This is a genomic window from Brevibacillus soli (assembly GCF_044759095.2).
In the GTDB taxonomy this organism is placed as follows: domain Bacteria; phylum Bacillota; class Bacilli; order Brevibacillales; family Brevibacillaceae; genus JBIYSM02.
The window spans coordinates 14,515-34,736 of record NZ_JBIYSM020000020.1; the positions used below are offsets into that span (position 1 = coordinate 14,515).

The 20,222-nt window shown below is 56.0% G+C and carries 20 protein-coding genes and 1 other RNA gene; 17 read left to right on the forward strand and 4 right to left on the reverse strand.

The features are described 5' to 3' along the window. Positions 1-124 precede the first annotated feature (124 nt). Positions 125-1,687, forward strand: coding sequence for a long-chain-fatty-acid--CoA ligase (locus tag ACE99V_RS10060; RefSeq protein WP_400490947.1), 1,563 nt, complete (start codon positions 125-127; stop codon positions 1,685-1,687). A gap of 189 nt (positions 1,688-1,876) precedes the next feature. Here the strand turns inward: ACE99V_RS10060 and ACE99V_RS10065 are convergent, their stop codons facing one another. Beyond that, positions 1,877-2,218 carry a Gmad2 immunoglobulin-like domain-containing protein gene (locus ACE99V_RS10065; RefSeq protein WP_400490948.1) on the reverse strand — a complete coding sequence of 114 codons (342 nt, stop codon included), beginning with the start codon at positions 2,216-2,218 and terminating at the stop codon, positions 1,877-1,879. Positions 2,219-2,420: 202 nt separating this feature from the next. Between ACE99V_RS10065 and ssrS the strand changes: the two genes are divergently transcribed. Continuing rightward, positions 2,421-2,612, forward strand: a non-coding RNA gene (ssrS, locus tag ACE99V_RS10070) — 6S RNA. Between the two features lie 69 nt (positions 2,613-2,681). Here ssrS and ACE99V_RS10075 read toward each other — a convergent pair. The 3 genes from ACE99V_RS10075 to ACE99V_RS10085 are packed head-to-tail and all read right to left on the reverse strand — an operon-like array spanning position 2,682 to position 5,251. Further along, positions 2,682-3,092, reverse strand: a complete 411-nt coding sequence (locus ACE99V_RS10075) for a hypothetical protein (RefSeq protein WP_400490949.1) — start codon at positions 3,090-3,092, stop codon at positions 2,682-2,684. Between the two features lie 38 nt (positions 3,093-3,130). Next, complete coding sequence (locus tag ACE99V_RS10080; protein ID WP_400490950.1) at positions 3,131-3,475, reverse strand: DUF2512 family protein; 345 nt, start codon at positions 3,473-3,475, stop codon at positions 3,131-3,133. Positions 3,476-3,517: 42 nt separating this feature from the next. Beyond that, a complete protein-coding gene (locus tag ACE99V_RS10085) occupies positions 3,518-5,251 on the reverse strand; it encodes an Rqc2 family fibronectin-binding protein (RefSeq protein ID WP_400490951.1) in 1,734 nt (577 codons plus the stop codon). A gap of 145 nt (positions 5,252-5,396) precedes the next feature. On the opposite strand from ACE99V_RS10085, the gene ACE99V_RS10090 reads away from it, so the two are divergent. The 15 genes from ACE99V_RS10090 (at position 5,397) to ACE99V_RS10160 (ending at position 20,203) form a co-directional block, all read left to right on the forward strand. After that, positions 5,397-6,284 carry a YicC/YloC family endoribonuclease gene (locus tag ACE99V_RS10090; protein WP_400490952.1) on the forward strand — a complete coding sequence of 296 codons (888 nt, stop codon included), beginning with the start codon at positions 5,397-5,399 and terminating at the stop codon, positions 6,282-6,284. 23 nt (positions 6,285-6,307) lie between these two features. Further along, positions 6,308-6,568: an extracellular matrix/biofilm regulator RemA gene (remA, locus tag ACE99V_RS10095; protein ID WP_400490953.1), complete on the forward strand. Its 261-nt coding sequence runs from the start codon at positions 6,308-6,310 to the stop codon at positions 6,566-6,568. Between the two features lie 21 nt (positions 6,569-6,589). Continuing rightward, entirely contained in the window at positions 6,590-7,204 is a 615-nt protein-coding gene (gene gmk / locus ACE99V_RS10100) for a guanylate kinase (RefSeq protein ID WP_400490954.1), read from the forward strand. A 4-nt stretch (positions 7,205-7,208) separates the two neighbouring features. Then, a complete protein-coding gene (rpoZ, locus tag ACE99V_RS10105) occupies positions 7,209-7,415 on the forward strand; it encodes a DNA-directed RNA polymerase subunit omega (protein WP_400490955.1) in 207 nt (68 codons plus the stop codon). A gap of 104 nt (positions 7,416-7,519) precedes the next feature. Beyond that, positions 7,520-8,755 carry a bifunctional phosphopantothenoylcysteine decarboxylase/phosphopantothenate--cysteine ligase CoaBC gene (gene coaBC, locus ACE99V_RS10110; protein WP_400490956.1) on the forward strand — a complete coding sequence of 412 codons (1,236 nt, stop codon included), beginning with the start codon at positions 7,520-7,522 and terminating at the stop codon, positions 8,753-8,755. Beyond that, complete coding sequence (gene priA, locus ACE99V_RS10115; RefSeq protein WP_400490957.1) at positions 8,752-11,187, forward strand: primosomal protein N'; 2,436 nt, start codon at positions 8,752-8,754, stop codon at positions 11,185-11,187. Before coaBC ends, priA begins: the two co-directional genes overlap by 4 nt. A gap of 13 nt (positions 11,188-11,200) precedes the next feature. Beyond that, positions 11,201-11,677 carry a peptide deformylase gene (gene def, locus ACE99V_RS10120; RefSeq protein ID WP_400490958.1) on the forward strand — a complete coding sequence of 159 codons (477 nt, stop codon included), beginning with the start codon at positions 11,201-11,203 and terminating at the stop codon, positions 11,675-11,677. Between the two features lie 6 nt (positions 11,678-11,683). Beyond that, entirely contained in the window at positions 11,684-12,634 is a 951-nt protein-coding gene (gene fmt, locus ACE99V_RS10125; protein WP_400490959.1) for a methionyl-tRNA formyltransferase, read from the forward strand. Further along, entirely contained in the window at positions 12,631-13,989 is a 1,359-nt protein-coding gene (gene rsmB / locus ACE99V_RS10130) for a 16S rRNA (cytosine(967)-C(5))-methyltransferase RsmB (protein ID WP_400490960.1), read from the forward strand. Before fmt ends, rsmB begins: the two co-directional genes overlap by 4 nt. A 230-nt stretch (positions 13,990-14,219) precedes the next feature. Continuing rightward, positions 14,220-15,290 carry a dual-specificity RNA methyltransferase RlmN gene (gene rlmN / locus ACE99V_RS10135; protein WP_400490961.1) on the forward strand — a complete coding sequence of 357 codons (1,071 nt, stop codon included), beginning with the start codon at positions 14,220-14,222 and terminating at the stop codon, positions 15,288-15,290. A 4-nt stretch (positions 15,291-15,294) separates the two neighbouring features. Beyond that, on the forward strand, positions 15,295-16,059 hold the full coding sequence (locus tag ACE99V_RS10140; RefSeq protein WP_400490962.1) for a Stp1/IreP family PP2C-type Ser/Thr phosphatase: 765 nt from the start codon (positions 15,295-15,297) through the stop codon (positions 16,057-16,059). Between the two features lie 5 nt (positions 16,060-16,064). Further along, positions 16,065-18,020, forward strand: coding sequence for a Stk1 family PASTA domain-containing Ser/Thr kinase (gene pknB / locus ACE99V_RS10145; RefSeq protein ID WP_400490963.1), 1,956 nt, complete (start codon positions 16,065-16,067; stop codon positions 18,018-18,020). Between the two features lie 17 nt (positions 18,021-18,037). Beyond that, a complete protein-coding gene (gene rsgA / locus ACE99V_RS10150) occupies positions 18,038-18,928 on the forward strand; it encodes a ribosome small subunit-dependent GTPase A (RefSeq protein WP_400490964.1) in 891 nt (296 codons plus the stop codon). Next, the gene (gene rpe / locus ACE99V_RS10155; protein WP_400490965.1) at positions 18,922-19,569 is read left to right on the forward strand and encodes a ribulose-phosphate 3-epimerase; all 648 of its coding nucleotides are present in this window, start codon (positions 18,922-18,924) and stop codon (positions 19,567-19,569) included. Before rsgA ends, rpe begins: the two co-directional genes overlap by 7 nt. Positions 19,570-19,645: 76 nt before the next feature. After that, positions 19,646-20,203, forward strand: coding sequence for an NADPH-dependent FMN reductase (locus ACE99V_RS10160; protein ID WP_400490966.1), 558 nt, complete (start codon positions 19,646-19,648; stop codon positions 20,201-20,203). The last annotated feature ends 19 nt before the right edge of the window (positions 20,204-20,222 follow it).

The following is a 20,222-nucleotide window of genomic DNA, read 5'->3' on the forward strand; positions in this document are numbered from 1 at the left end:
AGCACCCTGGGACGTTAGCTCGAGGTTGTATCGCCACTAAGAGGTACCCTGCGGGCACCTGGGTGTGGCATCGCAAGGACGTTAGCTCGAGGTAGTATCGCCACTAAGAGGGGGGATTTCGTTCATGGTCATTACGCAGACTTTGGCCAATCAGGTGAAATGCCGTCCGAACAAAACAGCTGTTCTGGACGGAGATCGTTCTTACACGTACCGGGAGTTTGGCGATCGCGTGAGCCGTCTCGCAGGTGCGCTGGAACAAGCGGGGGTCGAACAGGGAGATCGGGTCGCCCTTTTGATGCTGAACGAATTTCGCTATCTCGAGATCCTTTACGCTGTTACAATGCTCGGTGCCGTCGCCGTGCCGTTGAACGTGCGTCTGTCACCGGGAGAGGTTTGTTTCATCCTCCAGGACTCCGGTTCCAAGTTCCTTTTTCTTCACCGCGAGTTTTTGCCGCTGGTGGAGAAGCTGAAAGGGGAAGTGGCTTGCATTGAGCAGTACATCCTGTGTGAAGACATGGAAGCGCCTGCGGATGTGACAGGTTACGAACCCTTCCTGGAGACGGGGGAATCCCTTCCGCTCGTCTGCCGCGCGGAGGAAGACGACGTGGCCGGAATCTTTTACACGGGTGGAACTACCGGGATGCCCAAGGGCGTAATGCTGACGCACCGCAACCTATTAAGCAACGCCTATAATGTCGGCCTGGCTCTTAGCTACACGTCGGCAGAGGTGTACCTTCACGCAGGTCCGATGTTCCACCTTGCCGACGGCGCGTCCACCTTTGCCATTACGGTAGTGGGCGGGACCCATGCACACATTCGCTTCTTTGAGCCGACCGCCACATTGAAGGCAGTGGAGCGCTTCCGCGTGACCAGCAGCCTGCTGGTGCCGACGATGATCAACATGCTGATCAATACGCCAACGATCAAGGATTACGACCTGTCCAGCTGGCGCAAAGTGCTGTACGGCGCATCCCCTTGCCCGCCCGAGGTACTGAAAAAGGCGAAGCAGTTTCTGCCGATTCAATTTTTCCAGGGATACGGCTTGACCGAAGCGTCGCCGGTCCTCACCTTCCTGATGGCGGAAGATCATGTCACGGAAGGAGAGGACCATCTGGTTGCCCGCCTTGCCTCTTGCGGCCAACCGCTGTCTGGTGTGGAAGTCCGCTGTGTCAACGGGCTCGGTGAGGACGTGAAGCCGGGAGAAGTGGGCGAAATTATCGCCAGAGGCGCCAACGTCATGAAGGGCTACTGGAACCGACCGGAAGAGACAGCTTCAGCGATCAAGGACGGCTGGCTGTACACAGGGGATATGGCGACGGTGGATGAGGAAAACTTCTTTTTTATCGTGGATCGCAAAAAGGACATGATCATCACAGGCGGCGAAAACGTCTACTCCGTCGAAGTGGAAAATATCATCTACACCCACCCGGCCGTGCTGGAAGCGGCGGTCGTTGGCGTGCCTGACGAGAAATGGGGAGAGGCGGTCAAGGCGATTGTCGTAGTAAAGAAAGACCAGCAGCTGACGGAGGAAGACTTGATTGCACACTGCCGACAGTACCTGGCGAACTACAAGGTGCCGAAATCGGTTGATCTGGTTGCCGAATTGCCCAAGAGCGGAGCAGGAAAAATATTGAAGCGCAACTTGCGCGATTCGTATTGGTCCGGACAAACCCGAAAAGTGAACTGATGAAATCCCCCTTGCCAACGACATAAAAAAAGCTTCTGTCGAAGCCCTTTCGTAGAAGCTGGTTCTTCCTTAGAGGAAGCTTTTTATGCGTTCCGGAAAGTGTAAGACACTGATGCGTTAACGCTGCATCAAACTTAAACTTTCCTGCACGATCAAAAAACGCCGAGTTTTTCGGCGTTTTTTTGCTCTTTATCGCAGCGGTATGTGCAGCTGATGGATGCGGTGACCCTTCGCTGCACTTTCTTCAAAAAGAACGAGGGTAAGCGTGTCCGTAGTGGTTTTCGGCAGGTTCAGGTTGATTTCAAACTTCCCCCATCCAAGACCGCCTGCGCTAGCCTGGACAAAGCTGTTGATCAGTTCCTGCTGACCGTCCGCCACAACATAACAAATATTCCCTTCCATTACTCGTGCCTCTCCTTGGACCACGTACTGATTGGGAGCGGTTTTACTCACGGTAAGGTTGCGAAACGACTCGTTCTCGTATCCCTTTTCGTCTGTTGACTCGTGTTGCGGCTTGGTCACTTCCGCCATAGCGGGAATCACTCCGCAAACGACGAAAAACCCGATTGCAAAAAGCTGTGCCAGAAGCTTTATGGATATCCCCTCCAATGCCTGATTGCAGGTATTAGCATGAGCATTTTGTCCGTGTATCATGCAAATCGATGGATGAACGAACAGTTGGGGAGTTTTTTCATTGAGATTGAAAGGTCCTTGTGGTACTATTACGAGTGTAAGGATCCTGCGATGTACGTTATGGCTTACTATGTTTTTAACCTTGAGTGTTTCTAGGGAGACAGAACTTCGCGGCGTATGTCAGGCCCACCTCCGAAAGGACGCATGGGAAGGCAGAAATGCGGACGGGTCACCCACCTGTGTGAGTTGCAGGTTAAAGAAACATGAGGCTGGACGGCAGAGCGGGGCATGAATTTTCACAGTGAATAAAAAAAGGGTCAGGATACTCGTCCTGACCCTTTTTGCCTGCCAGTAACCGATGTTACTGCGGGTTTTGTTTCTGATTCTGCCATTGATTTTGATTTTGGTCCTGTTCGTCCCTGCGGCTTACAATCGTCAGGTTGTTTTCCAAATCCTTGGTTTCCTTGGCGTCCTGAATGATTTGATACATTTGCAGGAAGGTCGCCTTCTGTCCTTCCGGGACCCCTTTTATGCGCACGGTCATTTCCTGAGGGCCGTTCTGTCCGTTCTGACCGCCGTTTTGGTTTTTCTTCTGCCCGCCGGAATCCCCGAGAAAACTGAGGAACATGGACTCGTCGTTCTGATCTGCTTGATCCTGCTGATACAGACTTTGGTTTTGATCCTGCTGGCTGCCTTGGTTGTTTTGCTGTTCCGAATCAAAAAGAACGTTAAACTCGTTCAAATCCGTTTGGATGATTCCGATGACATTCATGTGGGAACTCCTTTCCGTACGTATTCTGGAACAGCCGGTTAGCCTGGATGCTTCGAATGGTGAACGCCCCGCCGCTGCAGATAGTCATGGAAAAAGTACTCCACGACAGAGATGGCAAAGGCAGTCAAGAATAGACCGGACAGGCGAAAGGGCTGAAAAAAGACTACGCTTGCAATCCACAGCAAGGAAAACGTCAGAAGAAAGTCGGCTGTGCTGGCAAACGTATTATTGGTTTTCGGGAGGATGACCAGATCCCCCAGCACATAGGCAAACAGCGTGACGAAAATACTTGTCAACAGCGCGAACGTGAGTGATGTTCCCGACCACAAAAGCCCAGGAACGGCGACGACGCCGTTGAAAATGAGCTTCAGTAGGATGTTCAAGGAACGAACACCTCCTTTCCTGCTCTTAGTATGAGCCTTGCCCTATTCGCTATGCGCAGGGGGAGCGTTTGATTTTAGTTTCTGCACCAGCGCCTCGTCAGGTGTGACATACAGGGTGCGCTGTTGCTCGTAGATGCAGAATCCCGGTTTGGCGCCGCTCGGCTTCTTCACGTGTTTTACCAGCGTGTAGTCAACCGGGACCCGGCTGCCGTGTCTCGCCTTGCTGAAGTAGGCGGCCAGAACGGCAGCTTCAAACAGGGTCTGTTCCGAAAACTGGCGGGCGCGAATGACCACGTGAGAGCCGGGGATGTCTTTGGTGTGCAGCCAGGTGTCGCTTGCGGCAGCCAGTTTATGGGTCAGGTAGTCGTTCTGCTTGTTGTTTTTCCCGACGAGAATTTCCACGCCTTCGCTCGAGGTGTAGGCCTCCAGTTCCGGGCGGACGTCCTTCTTTTTCTTCGTCCCGCGCTTTTGGCGGTCCCGCACGTAGCCCTGCTCCACGAGCTCTTCGCGGATTTCCTCCGCCTCTTTCAGGGAAGCGTGGTCCAACTGCACCAGGAGTCCCTCCAGATAGGCGATTTCTTCCCGTGCCTGGACAATTTGCTCTTCGACAATTTGCAGGCTGTTCTTGGCCTTGTTGTAACGCTTGTAGTACGCCTGGAGGTTTTCCGAAGGCGTTTTTAGCGGGTCGAGCGGGATGGTGATGGTTCCGCCGGCTTCATCGTACCAGTTGACGGTGACCAGTTCGGTATCGCCGCGCTTCAGCTGATGCATGTGCGCAGTGATGAATTCCCCGTAAAGCTTAAAGCGTTCCGCATCCCTTGCTTCCACAAGGGTTTGCTCCAGCTTTTCAATCTTTTTCTCGTTTTTGTTCCGTTCGGTGGTGACGATGCGAATCAGGTCGTGTACTTTTTGTTTGACCGTATCACGGAGCGCCTTTCCTTCGTAATACGCTTGAAGACAAGCGCTTACGTTGGCGTAAGGAGTCGTGCGTCCGTCCATAAGATGGGTCAACTCAATAACCGAAAAATGCGTCTTGGCCGCCGTCTCCACCACCACCGGATGGTAGTCGTGCCGATTGACCTTCGCCATGACACCGGAAAACGCGTCCCACAGCGTCTCACGCGTGGCCAGCCCAGCGCGGTGGACGATCTCTTTGGCAAAGAGAGGACTCAGTCCGCTGTACGTATCGACCAGCTGCTTGTCCAGTCTGCCGCCGTTCCAGTCAAGACGAGAGGTAAATTCCTCTTTGCTGGTCAAAAGCGGATTCAGCTTGTTCTGGCTGGGCGGAAATACATAAGGACGTCCCGGGAGCACCTGGCGGTATTGGCTGATCGCCATGGTAACGTGCAGGGCGCTGTCCAAGATGGTGTTGGTCGACGGGTCCATCAGAATGATATTGCTGTGCTTGCCCATGATTTCGACAACGATCCGTTTGCGCGTCGTGTCGCCCAACTCATCTCTGGTCCTTACGTCCAAATTAATGATGCGCTCCATGTCTACCTGTGTCACCGATTCAATCATGCCGCCTTCGCAATGTTTGCGCAGGAGCATGCAGAACATCGGGGCTTCCTGCGGATTGACAAACTCCTCCTGGGTGAGATGAATCCGCGGATAGGTGGGGTTGGCGGAAATGAGCAGTTTCACGTTTTCCCCCTGGGCGCGAATCTGCAGAACGATATCGGTATGATGAGGCTGGTGGATGCGGGATATCCGCCCGCCAGCCAGCTTGGACAGTTCATGTACAATGGCACGGGTAACAACGCCGTCAAATGACAAGGATCTCACCTCAAAAATAGTATCGTTTCCCAGTGTAACACATGTAGAGGAGCATCTTAAACACCAGTGAGTGATTCGGTTGACACTGCCAATGATTGTCTCCTATAATAAATTAACGATTTTACGTCTGTGGAAGTGATCACGCATGATTCGGAGCATGACAGGGTACGGCAGAAGTGAAAGCGTCCGAGACAACCTGCGCTTGACGGTTGAGATGAGGGCGGTAAACCACCGGTTTTGCGAAATTCTCGTCCGGCTGCCAAAAACCTGGGGCATGCTGGAGGATCGTGTGCGAAAAAGGGTGGCGCAGTACGTGCGCCGCGGCCGCGTCGATGTTTTCATCGCCGTTGATTGGAACGCATCGACGCCATCGGGCGTTGCAATCGATTGGAGTGCAGCCGAACAATATGTATGGGCGGCACGTCAGCTGAACGAACAGTTTTCGCTGACAGAACCATTAAGTGCAAAGGATTTGCTGCTTCTTCCCGGCGTCGTGCAAAAACAGGAGCCGACGGAAGCCGCTCCGGAGGATATTGAGGAGTGGCTCATTGACGTTGTGGAGGAGGCCGCGCATCATTTGCTTTCCATGAAGGAAGCGGAAGGCCGGCAGTTGTATCAGGATATAACCCATCGTCTTGCTCTTGTGTCAGCTTGGGCCAAGGAGATTCGCCAACTGGCACCCGCGGCAGTAGAGGAGTATCGCAGCCGCCTGCAGCAGCGTATCGGCGAGTTGGCTGAGCACACTCCCTTCGATCTGGATCACCAGCGGTTGGCACAGGAAATTGCCCTCTTCGCGGATCGCTCGGACATCAGCGAAGAGACGACGCGGCTTTTAAGTCACTGCACCCAGTTTACGGAACAGCTGACGAAGGATGAAGCAGTCGGACGAAAACTTGACTTTCTGTTGCAGGAGATGAACAGGGAAGCGAATACGATGGCTTCCAAAGCAAATCATTTGCCAATCCAGCGCCTCGCCGTCGAGATCAAGACGGAGCTGGAAAAAATGAGAGAGCAAGTGCAGAACGTCGAGTAGAAGGGAAAGGATGGACTGGGCGCATGGCAATCAAGCTGATCAATATCGGATTCGGAAACATCGTCAATGCCAACCGCATCATATCGATCGTCAGTCCCGAATCCGCCCCCATCAAGCGGATCATACAGGAAGCGCGCGACCGCAGCATGCTGGTGGATGCCACTTACGGCAGGCGGACGCGGGCCGTCATTATTACCGACAGCGACCACGTCATCTTGTCCGCCGTGCAGCCGGAAACGGTGGCACAGCGATTGACCACGAAGGATGACGAGTCTGACGAATAGAGTAGGAGATGAAATGCGATAATGGGCGATAGCGGCCTCCTCTTGGTTCTCTCAGGACCTTCGGGAGTAGGAAAAGGAACGGTTTGCAAAGCGCTGCGCGAACGGATGCCGAACCTGGTGTACTCTGTTTCCGCAACGACGCGTGCTCCGCGAGCGGGAGAAGTGGAAGGAGTAAACTACTTCTTTAAGACCAAAGCGGAGTTTGAAGAAATGATCCGGCAGGACGAACTTTTGGAATGGGCGGAATACGTGGGCAATTATTACGGTACCCCGCGAAAGTTCGTCGAAGAGACGCTGGCCAGCGGACGCGACGTCATTCTGGAAATCGAAGTGCAGGGAGCGCTGCAAGTAAAGAAGAAGTTTCCCCAGGGAATCTTTCTGTTCCTGGCTCCACCGGATTTGACCGAGCTGCAAAACCGGATCGTCGGCCGCGGAACGGAGTCGGAAGAAACGATTCGGCACCGCATGGAAGTGGCCAAATCGGAAATTGAGCTGATGGATCACTACGATTACGTCGTGGTCAATGACGTCATCGACTGCGCCTGTGAACGCATTCAGGCAATCATCACCGCTGAACATCTGAAAAAAGAGCGGCAAATACACAAATTTCGCAAGTGGCTGAAGGAGGTCAACTAACGATATGCTTTACCCTTCCATTGATATGCTGACGGAAAAAGTGGAAAGCAAGTATACCCTGGTAACAGTGGCGTCCAAGCGCGCCCGTCAACTGCGCGAGAACAACAACCTGCAGCTGGATAAGCCGAAGTCGAAGAAATTCGTCGGGCAGGCTTTGGAGGAATTGGCCTCCGATCTGCTCGTCTATGAAAACCCGGAAACGCGCAAATAAAGGGAAATCAAGGCCCATGGTTTTGGCGCAGAAGAACAACCTCGCAGCAGGTTGTTTTTTTGCGCGATAGAGACCAACTAACTCCCCTGAGAGGAGAGATCAGGATGCAACCATTACAGGGTAAACGGATCGTCCTTGGCGTTACAGGAGGAATTGCGGCTTACAAGGCGGCGGCGTTGACCAGCAAGCTGACTCAGGCCGGCGCCGAGGTGCACGTTGTCATGACCGAACACGCCTTGCAATTTGTTCAGCCAGCCACGTTTCAAGCGCTGTCTCATCAGCCGGTACACGTGAATACGTTTTACGAGCCGGACCCGCAAGTGATTGCCCACATCGATCTGGCGGACAAGGCAGACCTGGTGTTGATTGCCCCGGCTACCGCCAACATCATCGGGAAGATGGCCAACGGCATCGCCGACGACATGCTGACCACCACCGTATTGGCGACAAAAGCTCCTGTACTGGTGGCGCCGGCGATGAATGTCAACATGTACGCCCATCCCGCTGTTCAGGCCAACATGAAGCGGCTGGCCGAGTACGGTTATCGTTTTATCGAGCCGGGGGAAGGGCTCCTCGCCTGCGGCTGGATCGGAAAGGGGCGCCTCGCGGAACCGGAGGAGATCCTCGAAGCGGTCATCGGCTTTTTCGCGCAGCAGACGGCAGCACGGCAAGATCTGAAGGGGAAACAGGTGCTCGTCACAGCTGGGCCGACGCGGGAAAAGATTGACCCGGTTCGCTACATCTCCAACCACTCCTCCGGCAAGATGGGCTATGCCATTGCGGAAGCGGCTCGCGACCGCGGTGCAAAGGTGGTGCTGATCAGCGGCCCGACTGCGCTGCCGCGGCCTGCAGGCGTGGCGTTTGTCGCTGTCGAGTCCGTCCAGGAGATGTACGACGCAGTTATGGAGCACCTGCCGCACACTGACATCGTGATCAAGGCAGCAGCGGTCTCCGACTATCGACCCAAGGAAGTGCAGACGCATAAAATGAAAAAGAGTGACGGGCCGTTTCAATTGGAGCTGGACAAGGCCCCCGACATCCTGCAGACAATCGGTGAGAAGAAGACTCACCAGTTCGTCGTCGGATTTGCAGCGGAAACGCAAGACGTGCTGAAACACGCGAAAGGCAAGCTGGAGCGAAAAAATCTGGACATGATCGTGGCCAACGACGTGCTGATGGAGGGCGCGGGAATGGGCAGTGACACCAACATCGTCACACTGCTGACGCGGGACGGCGAGCGGGTGGAACTTGCCAAGCTGAGCAAACGGGAAGTGGCGGAGAAAATATTTGACGCGGTCCTGATGAAGCTGGCCAATCGACCGCTTTCCGCAGCTCTATGACGGTAACAGCCAAAGTCATCGTGGACGTGCCGACGTCCCGTACCAACCGCCCGTTTGACTATCTCGTTCCGGAGTGGCTCAAACCGCTGTTGACGGTGGGCAGCCGCGTCGTTGTGCCGTTTGGCCCGCGCAAACTGCAGGGATACGTGGTCGAAGTAACGGAGGAGCCATCGGAAACGACGGCGAGGTTGAAGGAGATCGAGCGCGTCCTGGACGACTCTCCTCCGCTCACACCCGAACTGCTGCGCCTTGCGGAATGGATGTCACGCCAGTACCTGTGCCCGTGGGTTATGGCCATCCAGGCCATGATTCCGGCCGTTTTGAAGGGGAAGTCCGAGAAATGGCTGACCGCGACCGAACTCTTGGATGAAACCAGCGCCGGCCGTTCGCCGCTTTTATGGGAGGTGCTGCGTCGCCGGCACATTCCGCTGAGCGAGGCAGAGAAGCGCTTTCCCGAGGAGCAGCTGCTTGTGCCCGGCTGGATTCACAGCGGCCTGTTGGCGACAGAATACCAGGTGACGGACCGGACGACCCGCAAACAGCAGACATTTGTCAAGCTTCTGCTGGAACCGGAAGAGCTGGAGGACGCCATTCGGTCACTGCCCGCCCGTGCGGAGCAGATGCGCCGGGTGCTTCAGCTGTTGGCCGAGCATCGGGGGCAGCTGCTTTCCGCTGCGACGGTGCAGGAGGAGCTGGGAATTACCCGCTCACCGCTGAAAAGCCTGGAACAACGGGGCTGGATAGCCCTTGAACAGCAGGAAGTATTCCGCGATCCATACGCGCACAAAAGGTTTGCCCAATCGGAAAAACCGGTTTTTACCCCGCAGCAGCAAGCGGTACTTTCTCCTGTATCGGACGCGATTCAATCCGGCACATATGCGTCGTTTCTGCTCCACGGCGTAACCGGCAGCGGCAAAACCGAGGTGTACATGGAAGCGATCGAGCAGACGCTGGCCATGGGGAAGGAAGCCATCTTTCTCGTGCCGGAGATCTCGCTTACCCCGCAAATGGTGGAGCGGTTCAAAGCGCGCTTCGGGTCTTCTGTCGCCGTGCTGCACAGTGCCCTCTCCCAAGGGGAACGCTATGACGAGTGGCGCAAAATCATTCGCCGGCAGGTTCGTGTGGTCGTTGGAGCCCGTTCCGCCGTCTTCGCGCCGTTTCCCAATCTGGGCCTGATCGTCATCGACGAGGAACACGAAACGTCCTACAAGCAAGAGGAAACGCCGCGTTATCACGCCCGGGAGGTGGCGCTCTGGCGCGCCAGGGAAAACGGGGCTGTCCTGATGCTGGGGAGCGCCACACCTGCATTGGAGACGTACGCTCTGGCTGCGCGGGGACGCTATCAACTGTTGGAGATGAAAGAGCGCGTCGGCAACCGGCCGCTCCCGCAGGTGCATGTGGTTGACATGCGGGACGAGCTGCGCGCGGAAAACCGCTCCATGTTCAGCCGGCTTTTGTATGAAAAGATTGAAGATCGCCTGGCCAAACGGGAACAGATGGTTCTGTTTTTAAACCGTCGGGGCTTTTCCACGTTTGTCATGTGCCGCTCATGCGGATACACCCTGCGCTGCCTTCACTGCGACATCTCGCTTACCTACCACCGCACCAACCACACGGCGCGCTGCCATTACTGCGGATATACCCTCTCCCAGCCCTCCCGCTGTCCGGAGTGCCAAAGCGAGCACATTCGCTTTTTTGGGACGGGCACACAGAAGGTGGAGGCGGAGCTCGCCCGGCTCTTTCCGGGAATTCGCGTCATTCGCATGGACGTGGACACCACTTCGCGGAAAGGGGCGCACGAAGAACTGCTCCATCAGTTTCGCACAGGGCAGGGAGACGTTCTGTTGGGCACGCAGATGATCGCCAAAGGGCTTGATTTCCCCAGGGTTACACTGGTCGGTGTCATTGCCGCCGACACGTCGCTTCATCTGCCAGATTTTCGCGCGGCGGAAAAGACGTTCCAACTGCTCACCCAGGTGGGGGGACGGGCCGGCCGGCATGAGCTGGAGGGGGACGTGATCGTTCAAACCTATACCCCCGAGCATTACAGTATCGTTCATGCGACCGGGCATGATTATGCGGCGTTTTACCGCGAAGAGATGGAGCAGCGCAGACGCGCCGGGTACCCGCCGTATTACCGGCTCGTGCTGATCACATTTTCCCATGAGGATGTGCCGGTGGTCATCAGAGCGGCAGGCGTGATGGCGGAATACCTGCGTCCGCGGCTCGCGGCTACGACCCGGCTGTTGGGACCTGTCGCTTCGCCAATCGCCCGGGTAAAGGATAGATTTCGCTTCCAAATCATGTTAAAATATCGGGATGAACCTCAGCTGGCCGAACTGCTGGCAGAAGCTGCGGCCCATTTTGAAGAGTGGAATAAACAGCACAAGACGCTGATGACCATAGACGTCGATCCGCAAATGCTGTTATAGGGAGGACAACAGTATGGCTATTCGCACAATTGTAAAACACCCTGACCCCGTCCTGCGCGAAAAGGCGGCGGTCGTCACCAAATTTAACGCCAACCTGCACAAACTTCTTGACGACATGGCCGACACCATGTACGACGCCGACGGGGTGGGATTGGCCGCGCCGCAAGTGGGCATTTTGAAGCGCGTCATCGTGATGGACTGCGGCGACGGTCTGATTGAGATGGTGAATCCGGAAATCATCGACTACAAAGGAGAGCAGTTTGACTATCCGGAGGGCTGCCTGAGCATTCCCGGCCTGCGCGGAGACGTGCGCCGACACAAGTGGATCAAGCTGCGGGCGCAGGACCGCGACGGCAATCCGTTTGAGATGGAGGCGGACGATCTCTTGTCCCGCTGTGCCCAACATGAAATCGACCATTTGAATGGCGTGCTGTTTATCGACATCGCCGACCGTGTGTACCAGATCAGCCCGGAAGAGGAAGGGGAATAACAGCCATTGAAAGACGTTCGTGTACTGTTTATGGGCACCCCGGATTTTGCGGTGTCCAGTCTGGAAGCGCTCTTGAAGGACGGGTACAACGTGGTCGGCGTAGTTACCCAGCCGGATCGTCCTGTTGGCCGCAAACAGGTATTGACGCCGCCGCCAGTGAAGGAAGCGGCGCTGCGTCACGGCTTGCCTGTGCTTCAGCCTGAGAAAATCAAGCAGGAAGAAGCGTTGGAGCAGGTGCTCGCCCTTGAGCCAGATCTGATTGTCACGGCAGCGTACGGACAGATTTTGCCGAAGCGTCTCTTGGACGCTCCGCGCTACGGATGCATCAACGTGCATGCGTCCCTCTTGCCCAAATACCGCGGCGGGGCGCCCATACACAAGGCGATTGTCGAGGGGGAAAAAGAAACCGGAGTCACCATCATGTACATGGTGGAGGCGCTCGATGCCGGAGACATGCTGTCCAAGGTGGTTGTGCCGATTGAAGAGCGGGATTCTGTCGGTACCCTGCATGACAAGCTGGCGGTTGCCGGTGCCAAACTGCTGTCGGAGACTTTGCCAAAGCTGTTGGCCGGAGAGCTTGAGGCAAAGCCGCAAGACCACGCGAAGGCGACGTTTGCCCCCAACCTCAAACGAGCGGACGAGCGCATTGACTGGACGCGGTCTGCTGAGCAGATCTACAACCAGGTACGCGGATTGCATCCCTGGCCGGTTGCCTTTACCACTCTGGACGGAAAAGTATGGAAGGTATGGTGGGTGGAAAAGCAGTCGGTCAACGGTACGGCGGGAGAACCCGGGACGATTGTCGCCCGGGAAGAGGACGGACTGGTTGTCGCTTGCGGGGAAGGCACCGTAAAGATTACCGAGCTGCAGCCGGAAGGAAAAAAGCGAATGAGCGCCTACGACTTCCTGCGCGGCGCGGGCAGCGGCATTGAAATCGGCAAACGGTTAGGAGAATGAAAAACGTGGCAGCAAAAAAGGGAGCGCGCGAAATCGCCCTTGACGTATTGAACCGGGTGGAAGAGCACAAGTCATACAGCAATCTGGAACTCAAGCACGTGCTGGATCGCACGCCGCTAAGCGCGCCTGACGCCGGCCTTGTCACGGAGTTGGTGTACGGCACGATTCAACGCCAAGGCACGTTGGATTTCGTCCTTGCCCAATTTGTCGGGGGCAAAAAGCTGCAGCCATGGGTGCGGAATCTGCTGCGCCTCAGCCTGTACCAGATTCGCTTTTTGGATCGGATTCCCGACCGGGCAGCGGTTCATGAAGCGGTGGAAATCGCCAAGCGAAAAGGTCATCAGGGGATCGCATCCATGGTGAACGGGGTTCTGCGCAACGTCTTGCGGCAGCCCGACGTGTGGGAAAAGCTGCCTGACGGGGACGTAGTCAAGCGGTTGGCCGTGGCCGAATCCCATCCCGAATGGCTGGTGCGAGAGTGGATTCGCGTGTACGGAGAAGAGACGACTCGCGCGATTTGCCAGAGCAACAATCGGGCACCGCACACGTCCGTTCGCGTAAACAGCCTGAAGACCACGAGGGACCGCCTGCTCTTTGAAGTGCAGCAAAAGTTTCCCGGCGCAAGAGCGTCCGAGTTGAGCCCGGACGGCATCATTCTGGCGGGAGGGCATGCTGCGGGTACCGCCTGGTTTCGGGACGGGTACTTTACCGTTCAGGATGAAAGCTCCATGCTGGTTGCTCCCGCACTTGGGGTGCAGCCAGGGATGTCTGTTCTCGACGCCTGTGCCGCTCCAGGGGGGAAAACGACCCATCTGGCGGAACGGATGCAAAACCGGGGGCGCATCGTAGCAAGCGACGTCCATCCGCACAAGCGGGACCTGATTGCCCAGTCGGCCGATCGCCTCGGCATTACGATTATCGAGCCGATCGTGAGCGATGCGTTGGACCTGCCTGACAAAAACCTGGGTACCTTTGACCGTATTTTGCTCGATGCGCCTTGCTCAGGATTCGGTGTCATCAGGCGCAAGCCCGATCTGAAGTGGAATAAAACCCTGCAGGATGTCAAGGAGATTGCCGACCTGCAGCTTCGATTGCTGACGAGAGTCGCCTCGCTGTTGGCTCCCGGCGGCTGTTTGGTCTACAGCACCTGTACGATAGAACCGGAAGAGAACCAGCAGATTGTCCGGCGGTTTGTGTCTGAACATCCTGAGTATGAACTGGATACGTCGCTTTCCGACGATTTGCCTGCGGCCGTTACTGCCGGGCTTGACTGCAGCAGCGGCTACGTGCAGATTCTGCCGCATCATTTTGACAGCGACGGGTTCTTTATCGCCCGGATCAAACGGAATCGATAACTCAAAAAGGGGTGGAAAGCTTGGCGCAAACGGCTTTCCACTCCTTCAGGGGCCCCAGCCGACACCAGCGTTAGCTTCAGTCGGCTGGGCTTTTTCCGCTCGTTTGGTTCGGCGCCAATTTGCTTACACTATAGATCAGGATTACTATTTGAAGCGTCCGGCCCTGCAGGGTACAATGAAAAGATGAGGGTGCGCGCTTACGACAATGAACAGGTAAGGTGAAAACAACCATGCCCATAACTTCGAATACAGGGGAAAAACCGCTGATTTACAGTCTGACCTTGGATGAACTGAAAGACTGGCTCGTGCAGGCGGGAGACAAGGCGTTCCGCGCCCAACAGATTTTTGACTGGCTCTATGTGAAACGCGTCTATACGTTTGACGAGATGACCAATTTGTCCAAGGAATTGCGAGAAAAGCTGAAGCAGCAGTTCCGAATCGATCCGCTGAAGGAAATTACCCGTCAGGTATCCCAGGACGGAACCATCAAATTTTTGTTCCAGTTGATCGACGGACACGCCATCGAGACTGTGATCATGCGGCACAATTACGGCAACAGCATTTGCGTGACCACCCAGGTGGGCTGCCGGATTGGCTGTACGTTCTGCGCCTCGACTTTGGGCGGACTGAAGCGCAACCTGGATGCCGGTGAGATTGTCGCGCAGGTATTGATGGCCCAACGCACGCTCGATCAGGATGGGCAGCGCGCAAGTCACGTAGTGGTCATGGGAATTGGGGAGCCGTTTGAGAACTTCGAAAATCTGATGGCCTTTTTATCCATTATCAACGACAATCGCGGCCTTAACATCGGCGCACGGCATATTACCGTATCCACAAGTGGCATTGTTCCGAAAATTTACGAGTTTGCCGATCGGGGCGGCCAGGTGAACCTGGCGATTTCGCTGCATGCCCCCAACACCGAGCTGCGGACGAAGCTCATGCCGATCAACCGCGGCTTCCCGTTGGAGAAGCTGCTGGAGGCGTGCCGCTACTACATCGAAAAAACCGGCCGCCGCATCAGTTTTGAGTACGGATTGTTCGGCGGACAGAACGATCAGCCTGAGCATGCGGAACAGCTTGCCGAACTGATCGGGGATATGCTCTGCCACGTCAATCTGATTCCGGTGAACTACGTGCCGGAACGGGATTACGTGCGAACGCCGCGCAACGACATTTTCCGCTTCAAGAAGATTTTGGAAAGTAAAGGGATCAATGTGACGATTCGCCGGGAACACGGCAGTGACATCGCCGCTGCTTGCGGCCAACTGCGGGCGCAGCACGCAAAAGAAACCGCGGGGTGATGGTATGGAAATCGCGATGAAATCGCATATCGGGTGCGTTCGTCAGGTAAACGAGGACTACTTTGCCTGTATCGTGGACCTGAACGGACGCGTCCTGGCGATTGTAGCTGACGGCATGGGCGGTCATCAGGCCGGTGACATTGCCAGCCGCCTCGCCGTTGAGCGAATTGTGAAAGAACTGCGGAATTTGGAGGGCGACCTGGATTCCGATGACGAGCGGGAGCGGTTGATGAATGCCATCCTGCTCGCGAATGAAGAAGTGTACAACTACGCACAGGCTCATCCTGAGTGCAACGGTATGGGAACGACCGTGGTTGCCACTCTGCTTGGCTCTAACCGCGGGATCACCGCCCATATCGGCGACAGCCGCCTGTACCATTACAGCGCTGGAAAGCTTCAGTTGAAAACCGATGACCACTCCCTGGTGCATGAGCTGATGAGAAGCGGACAAATCACCCAGGAAGAAGCCTCTGTTCACCCGCAGCGCAACGTATTGATGCGTGCGCTGGGGACGGAACCGGACGTTCGGATTGATCTGGGACAGTTTTTCTGGGAGCAGGGAGACGTCGTCCTGCTCTGCTCAGACGGGTTGAGCAACAAGGTACATACGACCGTGATGGAAAAGTGGCTGCAGCAGCCCCTTTCCTTGCAGGAGCAGGTAGACGGCATGGTGCAGCACGCTCTGGACTCCGGCGGCGAAGACAACATCACATTGGTAGCCGTCCGCAACATGGCCAAGCCTATTGACGTCAGTCAGAGAGAGGGGTGAGAGAGATGGAAGGTCAACGACTAGGAGGACGATATCAGCTGGAAGCGCGCATTGGCGGCGGGGGTATGGCCATTGTTTACAAGGCCAGGGATTTGATTTTAAACCGGCAGGTCGCGGTAAAGGTGCTTCGCCCGCAATTCGGTACGGATGAAGATTTCGTCAATCGCTTCCGACGAGAAGCGCAAGCGGTGGCAAGTCTGTCTCATCCCAACGTGGTAGGGGTGTACGACGTCGGCCAGGACGGGGATACGCATTACATGGTGATGGAATATGTCGAAGGCTCGACCTTGAAGGAAGTGATCAACCAGAGGGGGGCTCTGCTGGTTGAGGAGGCCGTTCGCATCGCCGTGCAGATCTGCGACGCACTGGACCATGCACACCAGAACAAGATCATTCACCGCGACATAAAACCGCACAACATCCTGATCGGCAACAACGGTCGGGTAAAGGTAACCGACTTCGGCATCGCCAGAGCGGTGACCTCTACGACCATTACCCATACCAACTCCGTTCTGGGGTCCGTTCACTACTTTTCCCCGGAGCAGGCAAGGGGAGGCATTACCGCCGAAAAATCGGACATTTACTCGTTGGGCATCGTGTTGTATGAGATGGTGACGGGTCAGCTGCCGTTTTCCGGGGAGTCTCCCATCTCAGTGGCCCTGAAGCATCTGCAGGAGCCGCTTCCGGAACCGCGCCAGGTCAAACCGGACATTCCGCAGAGCGTGGAAAACGTCATTCTCAAAGCGCTGGTGAAGGATCCGTTGCTGCGTTACGCATCGGCAAAAGAGATGCTGCTCGATCTGGAAACGTGCCTTCTGCCGGAGCGATTGAACGAGAAGAAAATCAATTTCCCGGTGGACGACGAACAAACGCGTGTCGTTCCCATCATTACACGGGAGATGCTGGAAGCAAACCAGAGCCGGCAGTCGTTGTCGCGCGCTCGTTTTGAACAGGAAGAGGCGGAGGAATCGCCTCAGCGGAAATGGTGGGTGAAGCCGCTCGTCTGGCTGGGTGCGATCAGCCTGTTTCTCGTGCTGGCCTTTTTCGGCTTCAACTTCTTGTTGAATATATTCCCGAGCGTCCCTGAGGTGGCGGTCCCCTACGTGGAAGGGACTCCGGTGGCAAGCGCAGAGAAGAAGATTCGCGAGGCGAACCTGGTTCCGAAGATCATCGAGGAAGCGAACGACAAGTACGACCCGGGGATGGTAATCCGCCAGGACCCGGCTCCCCCGATGCGATTGAAAGAGAATGCGATTGTCACCCTTTACGTCAGCAAGGGGCAGCAGGCGATCGAAATGCCCAATCTGGTCTCGCTTTCCCGGTCCATGGCGGAGGAAACCTTGCGCCAGAAAGGGTTTACCGTCACGGAAGAATCCTTTATCGAAAAAGAGCACGAAAACGCTCCGCCTGGTCAAGTGATTGGTCAGGAGCCGTCTGCCGGTGAGCAGGTGGTGCCAGGCAAGACCGTTGTAAAAATCACGGTCAGCAAAGGGAAAAAATACGTGGAGATGCCGGACGTTCGCGGGCTGAGCGTAGACCGGGCGCGGGTCGAACTGTTTAAGGTGGGGCTGGCGGTAGCGGATGAGCTGATTGAACAACCGTCCTACACGACCGATAAAGCGGGCATCGTGCTCTCCACCCACCCGTATGACCCGAAAATGCAGGTGCCTGTTGGCACGGCCATTCCGCTCACGATCAGCAACGGTCAATATCCCTCCGATGCGAAGGTGGGCACAGCGCCGATTTACGTGGAAATGCTCCCAGGGGAAACGGCTGAGGTGAAAATCCTGGTCACCGACGCCCGGGGCGACAATCAGCTCGTCTTCCAAGAGACCATTTCGGAAAGCAAGGAGTTCGACGTGCCGCTTGTGCTGTCGCCTGAACGTAACGCAACCATTCAGGTACGGAAGCATAATCAACCGATTCAAACCATTACCATTCAATACAGCAGTTTGCCGTAGCAGTTGGGGGGACATTCATGCCAGAGGGACGCATAGTCAAGGCTGTAAGCGGATTTTACTACGTAGCCGACGGCGATCGGATCTACCAGTGTCGCGCCAGAGGCTTGTTCAAGAAAAAGGATGCGAAAGTAAACCCGCTCGTCGGCGATTGGGTGGTGTACGACGCGATCAGCGACTCGGAAGGATATGTCATGGAAGTGGGCGAACGCACTAGCGAACTGCTTCGTCCTCCGATCGCCAACGTGGACCAAGCCATCCTGGTTTTTTCTCTGGTGGAGCCGTCATTCAGCTCGCTGCTTTTGGACAAATTTCTCGTCCATACGGAAAAGGCCGGCATTGATTCCATCATCGTCTTGTCCAAAGCGGACATGGCCAGGATGGAAGAAGTCGACGCCATCGTCAGGAAGTATGAGGGGATCGGTTACAGGGTAATCCCCACCTCTACCCGTGATCAGAGGGGAGTAGACGACGTCCGCGCAGAGCTTCGCGATCGCATCTCCGTTTTTGCGGGGCAGTCAGGGGTAGGCAAGTCGTCTCTGATCAACGCGCTGTTCCCGGGGATAAGCCTACAGACGGGCGATGTCAGTCAAAAGCTCGGACGAGGCCGTCACACCACCCGTCATGTGGAACTGATCCCGCTGGCGGGAGGCGGATACGTCGCCGATACTCCTGGCTTCAGCTCTCTGGAGTTCATCGGCATCTCCGAACTGGATCTGGCCGAGTCATTCCGCGACTTTGCGGCCATCAGCGACCAGTGCAAGTTTCGCGGCTGTCTGCACCTGAGTGAACCGGCCTGTGCTGTCCGGGAGGCGCTCGAAGAGGGAGAAGTGGACAGGGAACGCTATGAGCATTACAGGCAGTTTATGGAAGAACTGAGAGAATACCAACGGAGGAACAAATCATGGTAAAAATCGCACCATCCATCCTGTCGGCCAACTTTGCCAGGCTGGGAGAAGAAATCCTGGACGTGGAGCGGGGAGGAGCGGACTGGATCCACGTCGATGTCATGGACGGCCACTTCGTACCCAATATCACTATCGGTCCCCTGATCGTGGAGGCAATCCGTCCGGTGACAAAGCTGCCCTTGGACGTTCATCTGATGATCGAAGAGCCGGATCGCTACATCCCGCAATTCGTCAAAAGCGGCGCCGACTTCGTGACGGTGCATCAGGAAGCGTGCCGACACCTGCATCGCACGTTGCACCTGATCAAGGAGCAAGGGGCAAAAGCGGGCGTTGTGCTCAATCCGGCAACACCGCTGGTAACGATCGAGTCCGTGCTGGAAGACGTGGACCTGGTGCTGCTGATGACCGTCAATCCTGGCTTCGGCGGGCAAAAGTTCATCCACAGCGTCCTGCCGAAAGTGAAGGCGCTGCGCAGCATGCTTAACGAGCGCGGACTTCAGTCTGTAGAGATCGAAATCGACGGTGGGGTTAACCCACAGACGGCCCGCTTGTGCGAGGAAGCGGGAGCCACTGTTCTGGTGGCCGGCAGCGCTGTGTTTAACCAGACCGACCGGGCTCAGGCGATTGCAGCGATTCGCGGGTAAGCAAAAAAGCTTGTCCGTCGTGGAAATACTCGGGTAATCTGGTAGTGAGACACACATGTGGGAGGGAATTTGCTGTATGACGACCAAACCATTGCATATCGTCGGGTTTTGCGGCAGCATCCGCAAAGATTCGCTCAACAAGGCGCTGTTGATCCAGGCCAGCAAGCTGCTGCCTGCCCACTGTCAATTCACCTTCGCCGATATTTCCCAACTGCCGCTGTACAATCAGGATCTGGAGAACGATCTTCCCGCTTCCGTAATAGAGCTTGCGCGCCTGGCCCAGTCGGCCGACGGTTTTCTCATCAGCTGTCCGGAGTACAACCACTCTGTGCCGGGCGTGCTGAAAAACGCTCTTGACTGGCTGTCCCGGCAGTTTGTCGGCACCCCGCTCGCGTCGAAGCCGGTGGCGATCATGGGAGCGGCTCCCGGCATGTTTGGAACGGTACGCGCCCAGGTGCATCTGAGAGACATCCTGTTTGGTTTAAACATGTCGCCTGTCAACCGTCCGGAGGTCATGATTCCGCAGGCGACGTCCAAGTTTGACGAGAACGGGCTCCTGACTGATGAAACGAGCCTGCAGTTCCTAAAGCAGCTGGTAGACAATCTGGCTGCAGCGATAGAGACACGCAAGTAAAGTGCGCATAAAAAGCGCG